An 18,580-nucleotide genomic window follows, 5' to 3' on the forward strand; every position below is an offset into this window, starting at 1 on the left:
TTTTCGGGAGCGCTTCCGCCTCGTCGGAGCAAATGTGAAGGCATCCGCTTGCGCGTACATTCACAATCCTGTTGAATTTTTCGCTTTCCGCGCCAAAGGTAGAGCGACTCGAAGGAGTGTTTCCAAGACTTAGATGACGCAGCATCCGACCCAGTCGCCGCAGTTCTTCCTGACCGCGCCGTCGCCGTGCCCCTATCTCGACGGCCAGTTCGAGCGCAAGGTGTTTACGCATCTGGTCGGCGACAAGGCCTCGGAGATGAACGACCTGCTCACGCAAGGCGGTTTCCGGCGCTCGCAGAACATTGCCTACAGGCCGGCCTGCGAGACCTGCCGCGCCTGTGTTTCGGTGCGCATCCTGGCCCAGGAATTTGTCCCCAGCCGCAATATGAAGCGCGTGCTGCAGCACAATTCCGACCTTGTCGGCGCCATGCACAATGCCGAGCCCTCGACCGAACAATATTCACTGTTCCGCAGCTATCTCGATGCCCGACACCGCCGCGGCGGCATGTCCGACATGACGGTGCTCGACTATGCCATGATGGTCGAGGACACCCATGTCGACACCAAGGTGATCGAGTACAGGCGGCGCGGACCCGACACGTTCATCACCGGCAAGGGTCAGGGCGAACTCATCGCGGTGGCGCTCACCGACAAGATGGCCGACGGCCTGTCGATGGTCTATTCCTATTTCAATCCCGAATTCGAGGAGCGTTCGCTCGGTACGTTCATGATCCTCGACCACATCGCCCGCGCCAGGGCGATGGGCCTGCCCCATGTCTACCTCGGCTACTGGGTCAACGGCTCGCGCAAGATGAATTATAAGATGCGCTTCATGCCGCAGGAGCATCTCGGCCCCAAGGGCTGGGAGCGCTACACCAACGAAGCGGTTTCACGCTGAGTTTTTCCACGATCCGCGCTTAAAACTGTTTCAAGGCAGGGGATGCTGGTCTTTCAGCCGGTTGGCTGGAGAGAGTGCGCCATTGCACCGGTCAGCCGTCGGCCTGCATTTCATTGCGAAAGTTCCTGCATGTCCTCTCACCATGATCACCAGAAGGGCCTTCTGATAACCGCGATCGGCGGGCTGACGCTGACCGTCGACATACCGTTGATCCGCCTCGCCGATGGTGGCGCATGGACCATCATGCTGCTGCGCACCGGCACCACATTCGTCGCCGCCATGGTCATCTGGTCGGTCTGGCGGGCGCTCAGCCGCAACGCCCCGCCGCTCATCCCCGGCTGGTCCGGCCTGATCGTGGCGATCTGCTATGGGCTGACCGGGATCACCTTCGTCACCGCCGTCTACCACACCTCGACCGCCGATCTGGTCTTCATCCTGGCCTTCAACACGGTGTTCGCGGGCTTGCTGTCCTGGCTATTCCTGAAGGAGAGGCCGCAGTTGGTGACGATCATCGCCATGTCGATCATGATCCTCGGCGTGCTGGTCATCGTCGGCGGGTCGGTCGGCACCGGCAAGCTGTTCGGCGATTTCATGGCGCTGTGCTCGGCCTTCTTCGTCGCCGTGGCCATCACCATCTCGCGCGCCAGCGGCAAGGACATGGGCTTCACGTCGCTGGTCGGCGTCCTTCTGCCGATGGCCCTGGCAGCCCTCATGGTGTCCGGCGAAGGCTTTCACGTGAACGCGCCCTGGTGGATCATCTTCAACGGCGCCGTCATCATGCCGATCTCGTTCTTCTGCCTTGCCGCCGGGCCGAAATACATTTCGGGGCCGGAAGTGGCGATGTTCTACCTGCTCGAAACCGTGCTGGCGCCGGTCTGGGTGTGGATGATCTTTGCCGAGGCACCGACCCGCAACTCCCTGATCGGCGGCGGTATCCTGATCGTCACGCTGATCGCCCATTCGCTGTGGCAGTTGCATGATGGCCGCAAGCGCCGCGATGACTTCGCGGTGCACCATCCAGTCTAGAACAAGCTTTCGGAATCAGGCGCTGGCTTTTTTCGCCGAACTGGGTTCCGGCAGGATCTCGATCTGCGGACCCGCTTCGATCTCGGCCGCCGAGCCGGCTGCGATCTCGTCGACCAGTTCCACCTCGCGCAGCCACTCGCGCCAGATGGCGACCAGCAGTGCCATCAGCACCGGGCCGATGAACAGACCGAGAAAACCCATCGTCTTGACGCCGCCGATCAGGCCGAAAAAGGTCGGCAGGAAGGGCAGTTTTATCGGTCCGCCGACGAGCTTCGGGCGCAGCGTCTTGTCGACGATGAACAGCTCGACCGCGCCCCACAGGAACAGCACCAGACCGGCCATGGGCGAACCGCTCGCCGCGAGGTAGATCGAGACAAGGGTGAAGGACAAAGGCGCGCCGCCGGGAATGAGCGCCATGACGCCGGTCAGGGCACCGAGCGTCACCGGCGACGGCACGCCGGCCAGCCAGTAGGCAATGCCCAGCACCAGGCCTTCGCCGATGGCGATGACCGTCATGCCGGTCACCGTCGAGGAAATCGTCGCCGGCACAACGCGCGAAATCCGCTCCCATCGCGTCGGCAGGATGCGCTCGCCGAGGCGGTCGACCTGGCCGGCGAAATGCTCGCCGTCACGATAGGCGAAGAACAGCGCGATCATCATGAACAGCAACGTCAAGAGCAGCCCAAAGGCACTGCCGCCGGCGGCAAGCGCGCCGCGATAGATGCTGCCGATATTGGCGCCGCTGACCAGTTGGATCAGCTCACCAATGCCGCCGGGATGACCAAAATTGGTCGTCCATTGTTCGTTCAGCCAGTCGCCAATGACAGGCATGGTTGCGATCCAGTGCGGCGTCACGGCCCCGTGCCGATTGGTCTCGATCGCCCAGCCAACCCACTCGCGCACCTCGTTGATGGCATAGGTGCCGGCAAGCGCGATCGGTATCACCAGGAAGGCGAGGATGAACAGGATAGCCAGAGTGGCGGCGATGGTGCGGTTGCCGCCAACGCCGGCCAGCAGCCGCTGGTAAAGCGGCCAGCTGGCGAAAGCGATGACCAGTGCGGCCAGCACCGGGAACAGGAAGCCGTGGAAGAAATAGACGCCGGCGGCGACGATCAGCACCAGCAGCCAGCGCGCCGCCGATAGCGGCGGAATGACAGCCGACCGCAGCGGCGTCGACAGGCCGAACAGGCGCTGCTGCCGTTCCGGTTTCTGGATCCTGGATTCCTTCAAACGCCCGTGTCTCCCAAACACCCTTCCCCGTTATGCACTGATATAGTGCAGCAATCGTGACGATACTCCAAATGAGTTGGGTGATGCTGCCAATCTCCCCCCTTGTGGGGGAGATGTCCGGCAGGACAGAGGGGGGCGCCGTAGAGCGCCAACGTTGGTCTTCTGCGACCAAGAACCGAGACAGGTGTTGGGGGGCCATGACTTATTTGATAGGCCGGCGGGACAGCGCCCCCCTCTGGCCTGCCGGCGATCTCCCCCACGAGGGGGGAGATCGCAGCGGTCAACCAAACTTGCCCGTCCTCGGGAAACCCTTCGGCACCATGCGCCCCGCCGAGGCCCGGGCGCCGATCCATTCGGCCAGATCCTCGCGCGACCGGGTGAACGTGCGGTCGGCCGAATCCTGCCAGGACAGGCCTGTCTCCAAGGTGAACGGCTTGAGATCGAGCAGGCCGCCATCCTTGTATTTCTGCAGCCGCACGCCCTTGCCGCGGCCCATCTCGGGAATTTCCGAAAGCGCGAACACCAGCATCTTGCGGTTCTCGCCGACGATGGCGAGGTGATCGCCGGTCACCGGTACGCAGCGCTTGGCTTCGTCCGGCGCCTTGACGTTCATCACCTGCTTGCCCTTGCGGGTGTTGGCGACCACTTCCTCCTCCGGCACGATGAAGCCGTTGGCGTCATATGAGGCCAGCAGCAGCTTGCGCTTTGGATCGTGGACGAAAGCGGTGACGATGTCCTGGTCATTGTCCATGTCGACAATGATGCGGATCGGCTCGCCATGGCCGCGCCCGCCGGGCAGCCGGTCGGCGCCGATTGTGTAGAACTTGCCACCGGTGGTGAAGACCAGCACCTTGTCCGTGGTCTGCGCATGGAAGGCGAGCTTCAAGCTGTCGCCTTCCTTGAAGGTCAGCGTCGAGAGATCGGCCAGATGGCCTTTCATCGCCCGCAGCCAGCCCTTTTCCGAAACCACTACGGTGACCGGCTCGCGCTCGATCATGGCGTGGGCGATGTCGGTCAAATCGTGCTCGGGCGCATCGGCGAACTGGGTGCGGCGCTTGCCGAGTTCTGTCTCCGGGCCGAATTTGTCGCGAATGCTGGTGACTTCCCACTTGATCGTCGCCCATTGCTTGGCATCGGACGCCAGCAGCGCCTCGATCTGCTTCTTCTCGGTGGTGAGGCCGTCGAATTCCTTGCGGATCTCGAATTCTTCCAGCTTGCGCAAGGCGCGCAGGCGCATGTTGAGGATGGCTTCAGCCTGGTTGTCGGTGAGCGACCAGCGGGCCATCATCACCTGCTTGGGCTCATCCTCCTCGCGGATGATCTTGATCACTTCGTCGATGTTGAGATAGGCGATCAGGTAGCCGGCCAGGATCTCCAGCCGTCTTTCGATCTCGCCCAGGCGATGTTTCGAGCGGCGGATCAGCACGTCGCGGCGATGATCGAGCCATTCCTGCAGCACGCCCTTCAGCGACAGGACATTGGGCACCTTGCCGCGTGACAGCACGTTCATGTTGAGCGGAAACCGGCTTTCGAGCTCGGTGAGCTTGAACAGCGATTCCATCAGGATGCCCGGATCGACGGAACGGCTTTTCGGCACCAGCACGACGCGGATGTCCTCGGCGCTTTCGTCCCTGATGTCCTCGAGCAGCGGCAGCTTGCGCGCCATCAACAGCTCGGCGATCTTCTCGATCAGCCGCGCCTTCTGCACGCCATAGGGGATTTCGGTGACGACGATGCTCCAGGTTCCCCTGCCCTGGTCTTCCTGGCTCCACTTCGAGCGCACGCGGAAACCACCGCGCCCGGTCTCATAGGCTTCGAGGATGGAGGCGCGGCTGTCGACGATGATGCCGCCGGTCGGGAAATCCGGGCCCTGGACGAAATCCATCAGCTTGGCCACCGGCGCATCCCGGTGTTCGATCAGGTGCAGTGCGGCGTCGCAAAGCTCGGCTGCGTTGTGCGGCGGGATCGATGTCGCCATGCCGACCGCGATGCCGGACGAGCCGTTGGCCAGGAGATTCGGGAAGGCGCCGGGAAGCACAACCGGCTCCTCGTCCTCTTCGTTATAGGTCGGCCGATAGTCGACGGCATCCTCAGTGATGCCGGCAAGCAGTTCGGTCGCCACGTCGGTCATGCGCGCTTCGGTGTAGCGCATGGCGGCGGCGTTATCGCCGTCGATGTTGCCGAAATTGCCCTGCCCGTCGACTAGGGGATAGCGCATCGAAAAATCCTGCGCCAACCGCACCAGCGCGTCATAGATCGACTGGTCGCCATGCGGATGGAACTTGCCCATCACCTCGCCGACGATGCGGGCGCATTTGGCAAAACCCTGATCAGGGTTGAGGCGCAGCAGGCGCATGGCGTGCATGATGCGGCGGTGGACCGGCTTCAGCCCGTCGCGAACGTCGGGCAGCGCCCGGTGCATGATGGTCGACAGCGCATAGGCAAGATAGCGCTCTTCCAGCGCCTTCTTCAGATCGACCGGTTCAATGTGATCGCCACCGCCATCTTGAGGCGGCAAAAGCCTTTTTCCCATGGGCTGGGACTAGCCGAGCGGGTGATTCGCGGCAAGAGGCGCGCACCGGACCGGACGACTTGTGCGCTGTTCTGCAACAGGAAACAGCAAGGTCGAGCTTGCCGGCCAACATCAGTCTGTTACATGCCACATCTATTGCGAACCACGGTAACGCTCTACGGCCCGACCTTCATGCCAAATTCACTGCATTCTCCAATAGCATTCGGATGGGGTTTGCCTTTCGCCGCGATTTTTGACCATTGTGCCGGGACACGCCTTTTTCCCGTCCAGTTCGTCACGGAATGGTGATGGCGCGAAGAATTGAAAAACAATTTCAGGACACTCTCAGGGACCTTGCGATGACAATCAAACGCTCAACTCTCCGGAAATTCGCTCTTTCGACCTTCTTGTTCACACTGCCGCTGAACGCGGCCCTTGCCCAGGACGCCGCGGTCGCCGACCGGCTTAAGGCGGCGCTGGCCGCCCAGGGCGTCGACATCTCCTGGACCGGCGTCACCGGCGACAACACCAGCATGGTGCTGCAGGGCGTTGCCATCAAGCCGGCGGCGGAAAAGGAAGCCCTCACCATCGGCGACGTCAAGCTTGAGAACGTGACCGCGGCCAATGGCGGCTTCGACATCGGCACCGTCTCGACCTCGGCCTTCGAACACAGCAAGGACGGCGTCACCCTCAACCTCAGCCCCTTCGTCATCCACGACATGACCGTTCCGGCCGATGGCGCCACCGGCCCGCTGGGCTCACTGATGATGTACAAGTCGGCTGAACTCTCCAACATGACGGTCAAGGTCGCCGACAAGACCGCCTTCTCGATGGATGGGCTTGCCATCCAGATCACGCCGCCCGCGGACGGCAAGGCGATGGAATTCACCGGCAACACGGAAAAGTTCACTGCCGATCTGTCGCTGGTCGACGATCCCAAGTCCAAGGAAGTCATCGACGCGCTCGGCTACCAGAACATCTCCGGCAATTTTGAGATGGCCGGCAACTGGCAGCCTTCGGACGGCAAGATGGAGCTGTCGAAATACGACATCTCCGTCGAGAATGCCGGCACGCTCGGCATGACCTTCGACCTCGGCGGCTACACGATGGACTTCATCAAGTCGCTGCAGGAAATGCAGAAGAAGATGGTCGCGCAGCCGGAAGGCGCCGACAATTCGGCGCAAGGCATGGCCATGCTCGGCCTGTTGCAGCAGCTTTCGTTCAACAGCGCCTCGATCCGCTTCGACGACGATTCGCTGACCGGCAAGGTGCTGGAATATGTCGGCAAGCAGCAAGGCATGTCGGCCAAGGACATCGCCAACCAGGCCAAGGCGATCGTGCCGTTCGGCATGGCGCAGCTCAACAACCCGGAACTGACGGCACAAGTGACGGCCGCGGTCAGCAAATATCTCGACGATCCGAAGAGCCTCGAAGTCTCGGCCGAGCCGCCGGCATCGGTGCCGTTCGCGCTGATCATGGCGGGCGCCATGTCCAACCCGCTCGACCTGCCGAAGACGCTTGGCGTCAGCGTCAAGGCGAACGAGGACTGATCGAACGGCCTCAAGACCAAGAAAAAGCCCGGCAGCGATGCCGGGCTTTCTTGTGGGATTATCGAGTCGAAAGAATCGGTTCTGCCGGTTTTTTAAAGTACCGCCGAAACTCGCGATCAGCCGTCCTTCTTGGTCGGTGCAACGCGCAGCGCCAGTTCGCGAAGCTGCTGCGGGCTCGCTTCCGACGGCGCGTTCATCAGCAAGTCATAGGCCTGCTGGTTCATCGGGAACATGGTGATCTCGCGCAGGTTCTTGGCGCCAACCAAGAGCATGACGACGCGGTCGACGCCGGCCGCCATGCCGCCATGCGGCGGCGCGCCATACTGGAAGGCGCGATAGAGGCCGCCGAAACGCTCTTCCACCGTCGCGCGGTCCAGGCCGACCGTCTCGAACGCCTTGACCATGGTTTCGGGTAGATGGTTGCGGATGCCGCCTGAGGCGATCTCGAAACCATTGCAGACCATGTCGTACTGGAAGGCCTTGATGCCGAGCAGGTCCTCGCCGTTCAGCGCATCGATGCCACCCTGCGGCATCGAGAACGGGTTGTGGGCGAAGTCGATCTTCTTCTCCTCCTCGTTCCATTCGAAGAACGGGAAGTCGACGATCCAGCACAATTCGAAGCGTTCGCGGTCGACGAGGTTCAGCTCCTCGCCGGCACGCGTGCGCGCGGCACCGGCGAAGGAAACGAATTTCTTCGGATCGCCAGCGACGAAGAAGGCGGCGTCGCCATCGGCAAGGCCGAGTTGCTGGCGGATCGCTTCGGTGCGCTCTTCGCCGATGTTCTTGGCGAGCGGGCCGGCGCCTTCGAGTTTTTCGCCTTCCTTGCGCCAGAAGATATAGCCCAACCCCGGCTGGCCCTCGCCTTGCGCCCAGGAATTCATGCGGTCGCAGAAGGCACGGCTGCCGCCGGTCTTGGCCGGAATGCCCCATACTTCGGCCTTCGGGTCGTTGGCCAGGATGTTGGCGAAGACCTTGAAGCCGGAATCGCGAAAATGGTCGGAGACGGCCTGCATCTCGATCGGGTTGCGCAGGTCCGGCTTGTCGGAGCCGTATTTGCGCATGGCGACATCATACGGAATGCGCTGGAATTTCTGCGTCACCGGCTTGCCGTTGGCGAAGGTCTCGAAGACCCCGCGGATGACAGGCTCCATCGTGTTGAGCACGTCGTCCTGCTCGACGAAGCTCATTTCGAGGTCGAGCTGGTAGAATTCGCCGGGCAGACGGTCGGCGCGCGGATCCTCGTCGCGGAAGCAGGGCGCGATCTGGAAATAGCGGTCGAAGCCCGAAACCATGATCAGCTGCTTGTACTGCTGCGGCGCCTGCGGCAGCGCGTAGAAAGTGCCGGGATGGATGCGCGACGGGACCAGGAAGTCGCGTGCGCCTTCCGGCGACGAAGCCGTCAGGATCGGCGTCGAGAATTCGGTGAAGCCGACATCGGTCATGCGCCTGCGCATCTCGGCGATGATCTTGGTGCGCGCCACAATGTTTTTGTGCAGCGTGTCGCGGCGCAGGTCGAGGAAGCGGTACTTCAGCCTGATATCCTCGGGATAATCCGGCTCGCCGAACACCGGCAGCGGCAGTTCCTTGGCCGCCGACAGCACCTCGATCTCGCGGGCGAAAATCTCGATCTCGCCGGTCGGCAAGTTGGCGTTCGTGGTCTCGGGCAAGCGCGCCTTGACCTCGCCGTCGACGCGGATGACCCATTCGCCGCGCACGGTCTCGGCGACCTTGAAGGCAGGCGAATCGGGATCGGCGACGATCTGGGTCAGGCCGTAATGGTCGCGCAGATCGATGAAGAGCAGGCCGCCATGGTCGCGCACGCGGTGCACCCAGCCCGACAGGCGAACGGAAGAGCCGACGTCGCTCTTTCTCAACTGGGCACAGGTATGGCTGCGGTAACGGTGCATTGTCATTGTCAAAAGTCCGGGGTGCTGGGTTGCGGCCGAAGCATCAAAGCCCGGCCCAAAATTTGCGCGAAAAGCGCATGTGAGGCCGGATTTGTCAAGGCAAGCGGGCGATCCCGATGCCCGGCATGCCGCCAAGTGTTCAAGCGAAGTGGATTTCAGCGCCCTGGCGTTCGAAATCGGCGAGGATCGCGGCCGGCGCGGTCTTTTCGACCACCAGATGGCGGATCGCATCGGCCCCGGCGACGCGATAGGGTGCTGCGGTGGCGAGCTTGTCGTTGGTGACGGCGATGACGATGCCGGCGCTGTTCTTGGCCATAGCCCGCTTCACTTCGGCCTCGGCCGAATCGAATGCCGTCACACCACGTGAGGCATCCAGTCCGCAGGAGCCGAGGAAAAACAGATCGGCGCCAAGCTGCGCAATGGCGGCCAGCGTGTCGGCGCCGACGCAGGTTCCGAGGTCGCGGACGAACCTGCCGCCGAGCATCGTCAGCTCGACCAGGGGATGGTCGGACAGCGCCGAGGCAACACCGAGCGAATTGGTGGCAATGGTCAGTTCAAGGTCGCGCGGAATGGCCTTGGCGATGGCAACGTTGGTGCTGCCGCCGTCGATGAACAGGGTCTGCCCCCTGGAGAGCAACGCCACGGCCGTGCCTGCCAGCCGCGCCTTCTCCTCGACCGCATGGCCGCCGCGCAGACCGATGGGGGCCGCGGCAAAGGGCGCCGCCGCAACCGCGCCGCCATAGACCCGGCGGCAGTGCCCGGCTTTCGCCAGTTCCCTGAGGTCGCGGCGCACCGTGTCTTCCGAAACGCCGAAGCGGCTCGCCAGTTCGCCGGCGAGCACTCTCCCCTCCGCCGCGAGGCGGTCGCGGATAAGCTGGTGCCGTTGATCGGTCAGCATTGCCTGTTCCTATTTCTATTTGCACGTTCTTGCATGTTCTGCACGTTTGTGCAAGGAGTGACCAATCGGGCTGCTGGACAAGCTCGCCTCTCCTCCTTTGAAAGCACCGTGATGCGCTTTGGCCTCAACCTTGCCCCACAACACCGCGTCTATGCCGGGTTCGCGATCTATTCCTTCGCGATGGGCAACATTTTTCCGCGGCTGCCCGATATCAAGCAGGCCATGGGCATCGAGGACGGCACGCTCGGCCTCGCCCTGATCGGAACGCCGATCGGCACCTTGACGGCGCTGACGCTGGCGACGCCGCTGCTCGAGCGCGTCGGCTTCCGCCGCGCGCTGCTTGCCCTGGTCCCGCTGGTGGCGCTTGCCTATGCCATCGCGGTGCATGCGCCGGGTCCGCTGGCGCTTTTCCTGATGCTCTTCCCGGTCGGCCTGATGATCGGCAGTGTCGAGATCATGCTCAATGTCGAGGCCGACCGGACCGAATTCCTGCTCAAGCGCCGCATCATGAACCGCGCGCATTCGTTCTGGAGCATCGGCTTTTTCGGGGCCGGCCTGTTCGGCGCGGCGCTGGCGCATCTCGGCATATCGCCGCAACTGCATCTGGCGCTGATCGTGCCGATCGTCGCGATCTCGATGGCGCTGTTCCTCGGCGGCTACCAGCCGGCACCAAGCCGTTTTGCGGGCACCGGCGAGAAGGCACCCGTGCTGGCGCGGCCGACATTGCCGATCCTCGTCCTCGTCGCGGTGACGCTCTCGGCGATGCTGATGGAAGGCGCCAGCATCGACTGGTCGGCGATCTATATGCGCACGGTGTTCGACTCAGGTCCTTTCGTCGCCGGCTTCACCGTGGCGCTGTTCGCCTTCTCTCAGGCAACCACGCGCTTCTTCGCCGACAGTTTCGTCGACCGCCATTCGCCGAGCGGCGTGGCGCGAGTGCTGCTGGTGATGATGGCGGCCGGCGTGCTGATTGTCTTTTTCTCGCCCGCGCCGTTCTTCTCCATGCTGGGCTTTGCTCTTCTGGGGATCGGCACCAGCGCCCTCTTCCCGCTGGCGATCTCGGCCGCCGCCCAGCGGACGGACCGGCCGGCGGCGATCAATGTCGCGGCGCTGTCGCAGATCTCCTTCGTCGCCTTCCTGCTCGGCCCGCCGCTGCTTGGCTTCGTCTCCGACCATTGGGGCATCCGCTCGGCCTTTGGCATCGGCATACCGTTCATCATCCTCAGCCTGCTGACCGCAGGATCGCTTGGCCGGCGGCCGGCCGCCGATAAACCCGCCGCGCCGGCAGACAAGATACTGGCGCGGGTAGCAGAAGGGTGAATGCGCCTCGCTCGTCAAATGACGGGAGAAAGGGGCAAAAGGGCTCAGGCGGTGCGCCCGCGGCAAGCCGCGTCGTAATCGGCCAGCACCTGGCCGATCGCGTCGTGAAGAATGGCGTTTGGATCTCCCGCCGGCCCGAGCGCGGCCGGTACCATCGGCAGGAACTGCCGCATCAGCGTTTCGGGAATGCTGACGCCGTTGAGCGCCTCTTGCAGGCGGCCGACGGCAACGGCGGCGGCGGGGTTGTTCCAGTAGTAGCGAATGCGGTCGCTGTAGCTGTAATGCCGCTGCAGATGGAGGTTGGTTTCATTGCCATGATAGTGGCTGTGCCAATGGCCGGGCGCTGCCAGCATCACGCGTTCCATCGTGCGGGCAAGCGACCTGTCGCCATAGTCCGCGATCATTTCGCTGGCGATCAGGTCGAGCCCGTAAAGCGCCTCGCGCAAGGCGAATGTCAGGCCTGGACCCACTTTAAGGATCGGAAAGCCGTTACCGACAAGCGCGGTCAGCGCCGCGCGGCTCTGGTAGTCCGTGGAATGCGCCTCGTAGACGAGCGACGGTTCCTCGTCGAGCAAACCGGTCAGCGGCTTCGATGCCTCGGGCCTGTAGGCGACGACGTTCTGGCTGCCGAACTCGACGCCGGGCTGCACGACAACGGCAATTACGCGACCAAACGCTTCCGCCAGACCCTCGCGGGCAAAGATCTCGCGATGAACCTCGATGGTGCGGCGCGCCGCCGCCGCCTCGGTGGGCTTGAGCTCGCTGATCGCGTGATCGACGCCGCCCGGGGCGGGAACCTCGGTGCCGATAATGTAGACTGGCAATGCGCCACCGGCCGCGCGCGCCGCCTTTTCTGCCGCCTTGGCCAGTCGCGCCGCCCGGGTCGCGATGGTCTCGTCATCCAGGGCTGCCGGCTCGCCGGCGCAGCCCATCGACGCGTCGAGATGGATCTTGCTGAAACCGGCCCAGACATAAGCGGTGACCATGGCCTCGGCCTTGTTCATCGCTTGTGCGGCCAGCTCCGTGCGCCACGGGTTCGGTCCGAGATGGTCGCCGCCAAAGATGATGCGCTGGGGGTTGAGACCTTCCCTGTTGGCGATCTCCAGCACGAAGGCGACGAACAGGTCCGGGGTCATCCCGGTGTAGCCACCGAACTGGTTGACCTGGTTGCAGGTTGCCTCGATCAGCAGCGAGGCTTCCTTGTCGGCGACGGCACGCCTGATCGCCGTCTGGATCACCAGCGGATGGGCCGAGCAGATCGAGGTGATGCCGTAGGGCGATCCGTTTCTGTGCGCGGTGGCGAGAGCTGCGAGCGGATTGGCCATCATGTCGCCCTCTGGGTCCCGGCAATGAAATCGTCAAGCACGTCGAAGCCGGCAAGGCCCTCCATGGGCCCACGCCGCGTGACGTTGCGGGCGCCGGCGGCATTGGCATAAAACAGCGCCTTGGCAGGCTCCATCCCCTTGCGCCGGCAGGTCAGGTAGGTCGCGCCGAAACAGTCGCCGGCCCCGGTGGGGTCGACTTCTTCCACCAGGAAGCCGGCACAGTCGATCCTGCTGCCATCGGCGCCGAAACGGGTAGAACCGGCAGCGCCGCGTTTCAGCACAATCTCGCCGACGCCCCGGGCGATCAGCGCCGTCACCGCCTGGCGTTCGTCATCGACGCCGGCGGCGGCAAGCAGCTCGTCGCCGGAAGGCAGCAGCAGATCCGCATCGTCGACCAGCGCGGAGAATTGCGCGCCGTCGGCGCCGTCGATCAGTTCCTTGCGCACATTCGGATCGAAGGAGGTCGAGCCGCCGCGGGCACGCACGGCCTTCGCGGTATAGGCGACGATCTCCTTCAGCCCGGATACGGACAGGGTCGACCCCATGACATGCAGATGGCCTGCCTTGTCCGCCAGTTGGCGCGCCTCGGCGGTAAGCCGGATCTGCCCGGCGGCGGATTCGGCGATGTTGTAGACGAAGTCCCGGCCGCCGTCCGGCCTGTAGCGCACGAACGCGCTTCCCGTCGGGTAGCGGTCGCTGACGACCACGGCCGAGACGTCGACGCCGTCGCGCCGGAGCCTTTCCAGGTTGATGGTTCCAAAATCGTCGCGGCCGACGCAGCCGATGAGGCCGGCGCCGCCGCCGAGCCTTGCGACCTGATCGATGAAGATGGCCGGTGCCCCGCTCGGATAGGGGCCCATCAGCGTCAGCGGCTCGAGGAAGCCCAGACCCCGCTCCGTCGCCATGATCTCGACCAGGATTTCGCCGGCGACTATCGTCGGCCCCGTGGATTCGGAGGCGATCTCCCTTCGGCGGTTCATTCCCTGCAATTCCTTCTCCCCCAGCCGCGCGCCGGTCACGGCGAGCCGACTGCACGATAGCGCCTGTCCGCAGCCGACGTAAATTGCGGCAAGGTTGAAGTCAACAGAAACTGCACGTACGTCCACTTATTTTACTGCGCATGCGGCTTTCTTCGTCGTCCCGGATGGCGAACCATCAAGCGTAGGGCGAAGGCATGACGCCAGAATCAGGCGACGATACGCTTGACTTGGCTTTCCTGTAGCGCAATAAAATGTATACGCATGTTCACTTACACATGCGCATTCGTAAAGGAGGAGACGAAATGCTGAGAGGTAAGCGTATCGGAATTCTTGGCCTGTCGGCCGCCGCTTCGGCACTGGCGGCCAGCGCCGCCCTGTCCGAGGAGATCACGGTTGCGACGGTCAACAATGGCGACATGATCATCATGCAGAAGCTGTCACCGGAATGGGAGAAGGCGACCGGCAACAAGGTCAACTGGGTAGTGCTGGAGGAAAACGTCCTGCGCGAGCGGGTCACCACCGACATTGCCACCAAGGGCGGTCAGTTCGACGTACTGACCATCGGTGGCTATGAGACCCCGATCTGGGGCAAGAGCGGCTGGCTGACATCGCTCAACGATCTCGGCGACGATTACGACTATGACGACCTGATCGCTCCGGTGCGCAGCGGCCTGACCGTCGACGGCAAGCTCTATGCCGTCCCCTTCTACGCCGAAAGCTCCTTCACGCTCTACCGCAAGGATCTGTTCGACGCCGCCGGCCTGAAGATGCCGGAGCAGCCCACCTATGACCAGATCACGGAATTCGCCGACAAGCTCACAGACAAGTCGAAGGAACAATACGGCCTGTGCCTGCGCGGCAAGCCGGGCTGGGGCGAGAACATGGCCTTTGTCGGCACGCTGGTGAACACGTTCGGCGGCCGCTGGTTCGACATGGACTGGAAGCCGCAGATCAATTCCGACGCGTGGAAGAAGGCGATCGGCTGGTATGTCGATACGATGAAAAAGGATGGTCCTCCGGGAATAAGCTCCAACGGTTTCAACGAGAACCAGACGTTGTTCGCCTCCGGCCATTGCGCCATGTGGATCGACGCCACGTCGGCGGCGGGTCGCGTCTATGATCCGAAGCAAAGCAAGGTCGCCGACAAGGTTGCCTTCGCCAAGGCGCCGGTGGCGGTCACGCCAAACGGTTCGGCCTGGGGCTGGGCATGGAGCCTCGCCATCCCGGCCTCGACGAAGAAGGCGGATGCAGCAAAATCCTTCGTCAAGTGGGCAACTTCGAAAGCCTATGTCCAGCGCGTCGGCGAGACCGAAGGCTGGGTCGCGGCACCTCCGGGAACCCGCAAGTCCACCTATGCCAGCCCGGACTACCAGAAGGCCGCGCCCTTCGCCACGACGGTGCTTGCCGCGATCGAATCCGCCGATCCGACCAAGCAGACCAAGGATCCGGTTCCCTATACCGGCATCCAGTTCGTCGCCATCCCTGAATTCCAGGGCATCGGGACCGATGTCGGTCAGGCGATCGCCGCAGCGGTGACCGGCCAGCAGTCAGTCGACGACGCGCTCAACGGCGCCCAGACCGCCGTGGAGAAGACAATGACGGAAGCCGGCTACATCAAATAAGCAGACTCGAAACCCAAACAACCAGGGGGCGGAACGTGCGCCGCCCCTTGGCGATCCCGGCCTGTCATACCTCCCGTTGCAGCGGGCCGGGAGGATGCACGGATCCGCTGAAGCAATTCCAGGAAAAGCGCCTGGCGGTTTTCCCATAGGAATTGCGTGAGCAATCTGCAGGTCCGTGCGTTCCTCGCGGCAATCAGGGCAAAAGAGCCTGACGGCTTGCGCCCGGAATTGCGAAAAAGCCCAGCCATGCGCCGGACGCCGGCTGGCCGCAACGACACCGTTTTCGAACAGTCAGGAAGGCTGGAACTGGACATGAAACTGAAGAGCAAGACGGCCCTGATCACCGGTGGCGCGCGCGGCATTGGCCTCGGCTTCGCGCAAGCCTATGCGCGCGAAGGCGCCAAGGTTGTGATCGCCGATATCGACATCGAGCGCGCCACGCGGGCCGCCGCCGCGATCGGTCCGGCGGCCAGCGCCGTCAAGCTCGATGTCACCGACCTCGATGCGATCGAGAGGGTGGCGGCAGAGGTCGACCAAGCGTCCGGTGGCATCGACATCCTCGTCAACAATGCGGCCATCTTCGACATGGCGCCGATCACCGATATCACCGAAGCAAGCTACGACAAGGTCTTCGACATCAATCTCAAGGGGCCGCTGTTCATGATGAAGGCGGTGGCCAATCTGATGATCAAGCGCGGCCGTGGCGGCAAGATCATCAATATGGCCAGCCAGGCCGGCCGCCGCGGCGAGGCGCTGGTGCTGCTATACTGCGCCTCCAAGGCAGCGATCATCTCGGCGACGCAGTCTGCGGCACTGGCGCTCGTCAAGCACGGCATCAACGTCAATGCCATCGCGCCCGGCGTCGTCGACGGCGAGCACTGGGATGTCGTCGACGCCCATTTTGCCCGCTGGGAAGGCCTGAAGCCGGGCGAGAAGAAGGCGGCGGTGGCAAAGTCCGTCCCGATCGGCCGGTTCGCGAACCCTGAGGATATTGCGGGGCTGGCCGTGTTCCTCGCCTCCTCCGACAGCGACTACATCCTGGCGCAAACCTATAATGTCGACGGCGGCAACTGGATGAGCTGAAGCTCGTTGCGCAAAGTCAAGGGAGACTGACATGAAGGCCATACGATTTGCCGCGGCCGGCGTCGCCGGCATGGCGGACCTCGAAATGCCCCGCATCAAAGCCGGCCACGCCTTGGTGCGCGTCCGCGCGGCCGGGCTTTGCCACACCGACATCGAGGTGCTGCATGGCCGCTACGGCGTGGGCGCGTTTCCGCTGGTCCCCGGTCATGAATATGCCGGCACTGTCGAGGCGGTCGCCGACGATGTCGTGACGGTCAAGCCCGGCGACCGGGTCGCAATCGATCCCAACATACCGTGCGGGCATTGTGCCGCTTGCCGGAAAGGCCTGACCAATCTGTGCGCCTCGCTGAAAGCCTATGGCGTGACCGAAAATGGCGGCTTCGCCGAGTTCAGCCTCGTGGCTGTCGCTCATCTGCACAACATCGGCGATCTCGCCTTCGATACGGCAGCACTTGCCGAACCGCTCGCCTGTGTCCTCAACGGCCTGGGTGCCGCAGGCGTCGAGGCCGGCAAAAACGTACCCGGCAATGCGCTGGTCTTCGGCGCCGGTCCGATCGGCCTGCTCATGGCGCTGTCACTCAAGGCCAAGGGGGTGGGAAGCGTGGCGGTCGCTGACATCAGCGAACAGCGGCTTGCCTTCGCCGAGGCTCTCGGACTGGAACCGTTGGTATCCGGATCGCAGGCACTGTCGACGCGGGCGCGCGGCTTCGATTTCGTCGCCGACGCCACCGGTGTCGCCAAGGTGGTCGAGGGCATGATCGGCTTCACCGCCGATGGCGGCACGGCACTGGTCTTCGGCGTCTGCGCGCCCGACGCCAGGATCTCGGTCGCGCCCTTCGAGATCTTCCGCCGGCAGATCAGGCTGGCGGGGTCGCACTCGCTCAACCGCAACATCCCGCAGGCGCTCGATATCCTCAAACGCGACGACGGCACGATGGCGCGGCTTGTCAGCCACCAGCTGCCGCTTTCCGAACTGCTGCCGTTTTTCAGCAAAAGCAGCGGCGACCCAGCAACGATGAAAGTACAGTTTTCAGCGGAGTCGTGATCTCAAAGAGTGCAGCCGCGCCAGGGGCCACAGGCAGATTCCCCATTTGGAAAGCACATCCCTCCTCCTTTCCGCAAAAAGGTGACTCAAGTAGACAGTGACGACGGCATTTCGAACAAGGAGCCCACGGATGGCAAAGACGATAAGGACGATGGAGGACTTCTCAGCCTTTGTCGGCCTGTCTCGCACCACCGTTTCCAAATATTTCAACGATCCCGGCTCGGTGCGGAAAAACACTCGAAACGTGATCGAGGCTGCGCAAAAGAAGTCCGGCTTCCGGCCGAGCATGTTCGCCGTCAATCTCAACCGCCGCCGCAGCAACATTCTCGGCGTCATCATTCCGAATTCGACGGATCCGTTCTACATGGCGCTGACGCGCCGCATCGAAACGATCGCCAACGAAGCCGGATTCCTGGCATTTGTGCTGTCCTCCGACGGGCACGCCGAGATGGAGGACCAGGCGATCCAGACATTCAGGTCGATGAACATTGCCGGTGCCATCATCGCGCCGCTCGGCGTGCAATCCCATCACCGGATACTCGCGGAACTCGGATCAAGCATCCCGCTGATCTATGTCGACTCGCCGCTTGACGAGACCTCCTCGTTCGTTGGCACCGACAACAGGCAGAGTTTCAGGCTGATCGTCGACTATCTCTGCCGGTCCGGCGAGCCGCCCTGCTACTTCGCCATGCCGTTGGTCAACAACAACGCCTCGGCCAGACAGGACGCCTATGTCGAGGCCATGCACCAGTTCAAGATGATACCTGAAATCGTGCCCGTCACTGATGCGCGGTCATGGGATTTCGAGAAGTTCGGCTACGACGAAGCGCTTCGCATCCTGAAGGCGGAGGGCTTTGCCACCAAGACAGTGCTTTGCGCCAATGACCGTGTTGCCTTCGGCGTCATCGCGGCCGCCTATCATCTGGGCCTGAAGGTGGGCCACGGATCCGACTGCGATTTGCGGGTGGCGGGACACGACGACCATCCGCTGTCGCGCTACGCCTGCCCGCCGATCACCACCGTTGCGCAAAACTACAATGAGATCGGCCGCCTGGCCATCGAACTTCTGCTGGAGAGGCTGGATGAAGAATCCTCGGCGAAGGCAGGCAACGGGCGCATCCTGCTCAATGCCGAACTCATGCTGCGGAGCTCGGCCTGACCGCTCTCGGCGACCTTGAAGGCTG

At 63.2% G+C, this 18,580-nt stretch carries 14 protein-coding genes; 8 read left to right on the forward strand and 6 right to left on the reverse strand.

Translation table 11 applies throughout. The features are described from left to right. Window positions 1-133: 133 nt before the first annotated feature. Both CKW40_RS20290 and CKW40_RS20295 read left to right on the forward strand, forming a co-directional pair. Window positions 134-898, forward strand: coding sequence for an arginyltransferase (locus tag CKW40_RS20290; RefSeq protein ID WP_095201618.1), 765 nt, complete (start codon window positions 134-136; stop codon window positions 896-898). 129 nt (window positions 899-1,027) lie between these two features. Beyond that, window positions 1,028-1,924: a DMT family transporter gene (locus CKW40_RS20295; RefSeq protein ID WP_095201619.1), complete on the forward strand. Its 897-nt coding sequence runs from the start codon at window positions 1,028-1,030 to the stop codon at window positions 1,922-1,924. 15 nt (window positions 1,925-1,939) lie between these two features. On the opposite strand, the gene CKW40_RS20300 is transcribed toward CKW40_RS20295, so the two are convergent. After that, window positions 1,940-3,154, reverse strand: a complete 1,215-nt coding sequence (locus CKW40_RS20300; RefSeq protein ID WP_095201620.1) for an AI-2E family transporter — start codon at window positions 3,152-3,154, stop codon at window positions 1,940-1,942. Between the two features lie 280 nt (window positions 3,155-3,434). Then, window positions 3,435-5,687, reverse strand: coding sequence for a DNA topoisomerase IV subunit A (parC, locus tag CKW40_RS20305; protein ID WP_095201621.1), 2,253 nt, complete (start codon window positions 5,685-5,687; stop codon window positions 3,435-3,437). A 338-nt stretch (window positions 5,688-6,025) separates the two neighbouring features. Here parC and CKW40_RS20310 point away from each other — a divergent pair, with 338 nt between their 5' ends. Further along, the gene (locus CKW40_RS20310) at window positions 6,026-7,216 is read left to right on the forward strand and encodes an aq_1923 C-terminal domain (RefSeq protein WP_095201622.1); all 1,191 of its coding nucleotides are present in this window, start codon (window positions 6,026-6,028) and stop codon (window positions 7,214-7,216) included. Window positions 7,217-7,332: 116 nt separating this feature from the next. Here CKW40_RS20310 and aspS read toward each other — a convergent pair whose 3' ends face one another. Both aspS and CKW40_RS20320 read right to left on the reverse strand, forming a co-directional pair. Continuing rightward, a complete protein-coding gene (aspS, locus tag CKW40_RS20315) occupies window positions 7,333-9,123 on the reverse strand; it encodes an aspartate--tRNA ligase (RefSeq protein ID WP_179298047.1) in 1,791 nt (596 codons plus the stop codon). Window positions 9,124-9,262: 139 nt separating this feature from the next. After that, the gene (locus tag CKW40_RS20320) at window positions 9,263-10,021 is read right to left on the reverse strand and encodes a DeoR/GlpR family DNA-binding transcription regulator (RefSeq protein WP_095201624.1); all 759 of its coding nucleotides are present in this window, start codon (window positions 10,019-10,021) and stop codon (window positions 9,263-9,265) included. Between the two features lie 111 nt (window positions 10,022-10,132). On the opposite strand from CKW40_RS20320, the gene CKW40_RS20325 reads away from it, so the two are divergent. Beyond that, complete coding sequence (locus CKW40_RS20325) at window positions 10,133-11,341, forward strand: MFS transporter (RefSeq protein ID WP_095201625.1); 1,209 nt, start codon at window positions 10,133-10,135, stop codon at window positions 11,339-11,341. A 44-nt stretch (window positions 11,342-11,385) separates the two neighbouring features. Here CKW40_RS20325 and CKW40_RS20330 read toward each other — a convergent pair whose 3' ends face one another. Together CKW40_RS20330 and CKW40_RS20335 are read right to left on the reverse strand one after the other, a co-directional pair. Next, window positions 11,386-12,666, reverse strand: a complete 1,281-nt coding sequence (locus tag CKW40_RS20330; protein ID WP_095201626.1) for a D-tagatose-bisphosphate aldolase, class II, non-catalytic subunit — start codon at window positions 12,664-12,666, stop codon at window positions 11,386-11,388. Next, window positions 12,666-13,646, reverse strand: coding sequence for a tagatose kinase (locus tag CKW40_RS20335; protein ID WP_095201627.1), 981 nt, complete (start codon window positions 13,644-13,646; stop codon window positions 12,666-12,668). Before CKW40_RS20335 ends, CKW40_RS20330 begins: the two co-directional genes overlap by 1 nt. A 302-nt stretch (window positions 13,647-13,948) precedes the next feature. On the opposite strand from CKW40_RS20335, the gene CKW40_RS20340 reads away from it, so the two are divergent. From CKW40_RS20340 to CKW40_RS20355, 4 genes are all read left to right on the forward strand, one after another. Beyond that, complete coding sequence (locus CKW40_RS20340) at window positions 13,949-15,268, forward strand: ABC transporter substrate-binding protein (protein WP_179298037.1); 1,320 nt, start codon at window positions 13,949-13,951, stop codon at window positions 15,266-15,268. 312 nt (window positions 15,269-15,580) lie between these two features. After that, window positions 15,581-16,351 carry an L-iditol 2-dehydrogenase gene (locus CKW40_RS20345; RefSeq protein WP_095201718.1) on the forward strand — a complete coding sequence of 257 codons (771 nt, stop codon included), beginning with the start codon at window positions 15,581-15,583 and terminating at the stop codon, window positions 16,349-16,351. A 31-nt stretch (window positions 16,352-16,382) separates the two neighbouring features. After that, window positions 16,383-17,396, forward strand: coding sequence for a zinc-dependent alcohol dehydrogenase family protein (locus CKW40_RS20350; RefSeq protein ID WP_095201628.1), 1,014 nt, complete (start codon window positions 16,383-16,385; stop codon window positions 17,394-17,396). 151 nt (window positions 17,397-17,547) lie between these two features. After that, a complete protein-coding gene (locus CKW40_RS20355; protein WP_244571233.1) occupies window positions 17,548-18,555 on the forward strand; it encodes a LacI family DNA-binding transcriptional regulator in 1,008 nt (335 codons plus the stop codon). Window positions 18,556-18,580: the final 25 nt, after the last annotated feature.

The sequence above is a fragment of the Mesorhizobium carmichaelinearum genome, assembly GCF_900199455.1.
GTDB classification, from domain to species: Bacteria; Pseudomonadota; Alphaproteobacteria; order Rhizobiales; family Rhizobiaceae; genus Mesorhizobium; species Mesorhizobium carmichaelinearum.

Excerpts from the sequence above, each read along its gene's own strand:
- CKW40_RS20350 (WP_095201628.1), top strand. The coding sequence starts at position 16,383 with ATGAAGGCCATACGATTTGCCGCGGCCGGCGTCGCCGGCATGGCGGAC.
- CKW40_RS20340 (WP_179298037.1), top strand. The coding sequence starts at position 13,949 with ATGCTGAGAGGTAAGCGTATCGGAATTCTTGGCCTGTCGGCCGCCGCT.
- parC (WP_095201621.1), bottom strand. The coding sequence starts at position 5,687 with ATGGGAAAAAGGCTTTTGCCGCCTCAAGATGGCGGTGGCGATCACATT.
- CKW40_RS20320 (WP_095201624.1), bottom strand. The coding sequence starts at position 10,021 with ATGCTGACCGATCAACGGCACCAGCTTATCCGCGACCGCCTCGCGGCG.
- CKW40_RS20290 (WP_095201618.1), top strand. The coding sequence starts at position 134 with ATGACGCAGCATCCGACCCAGTCGCCGCAGTTCTTCCTGACCGCGCCG.
- CKW40_RS20325 (WP_095201625.1), top strand. The coding sequence starts at position 10,133 with ATGCGCTTTGGCCTCAACCTTGCCCCACAACACCGCGTCTATGCCGGG.
- CKW40_RS20345 (WP_095201718.1), top strand. The coding sequence starts at position 15,581 with ATGAAACTGAAGAGCAAGACGGCCCTGATCACCGGTGGCGCGCGCGGC.
- CKW40_RS20355 (WP_244571233.1), top strand. The coding sequence starts at position 17,548 with ATGGAGGACTTCTCAGCCTTTGTCGGCCTGTCTCGCACCACCGTTTCC.
- CKW40_RS20335 (WP_095201627.1), bottom strand. The coding sequence starts at position 13,646 with ATGAACCGCCGAAGGGAGATCGCCTCCGAATCCACGGGGCCGACGATA.
- CKW40_RS20330 (WP_095201626.1), bottom strand. The coding sequence starts at position 12,666 with ATGGCCAATCCGCTCGCAGCTCTCGCCACCGCGCACAGAAACGGATCG.
- CKW40_RS20310 (WP_095201622.1), top strand. The coding sequence starts at position 6,026 with ATGACAATCAAACGCTCAACTCTCCGGAAATTCGCTCTTTCGACCTTC.
- CKW40_RS20295 (WP_095201619.1), top strand. The coding sequence starts at position 1,028 with ATGTCCTCTCACCATGATCACCAGAAGGGCCTTCTGATAACCGCGATC.
- aspS (WP_179298047.1), bottom strand. The coding sequence starts at position 9,123 with ATGCACCGTTACCGCAGCCATACCTGTGCCCAGTTGAGAAAGAGCGAC.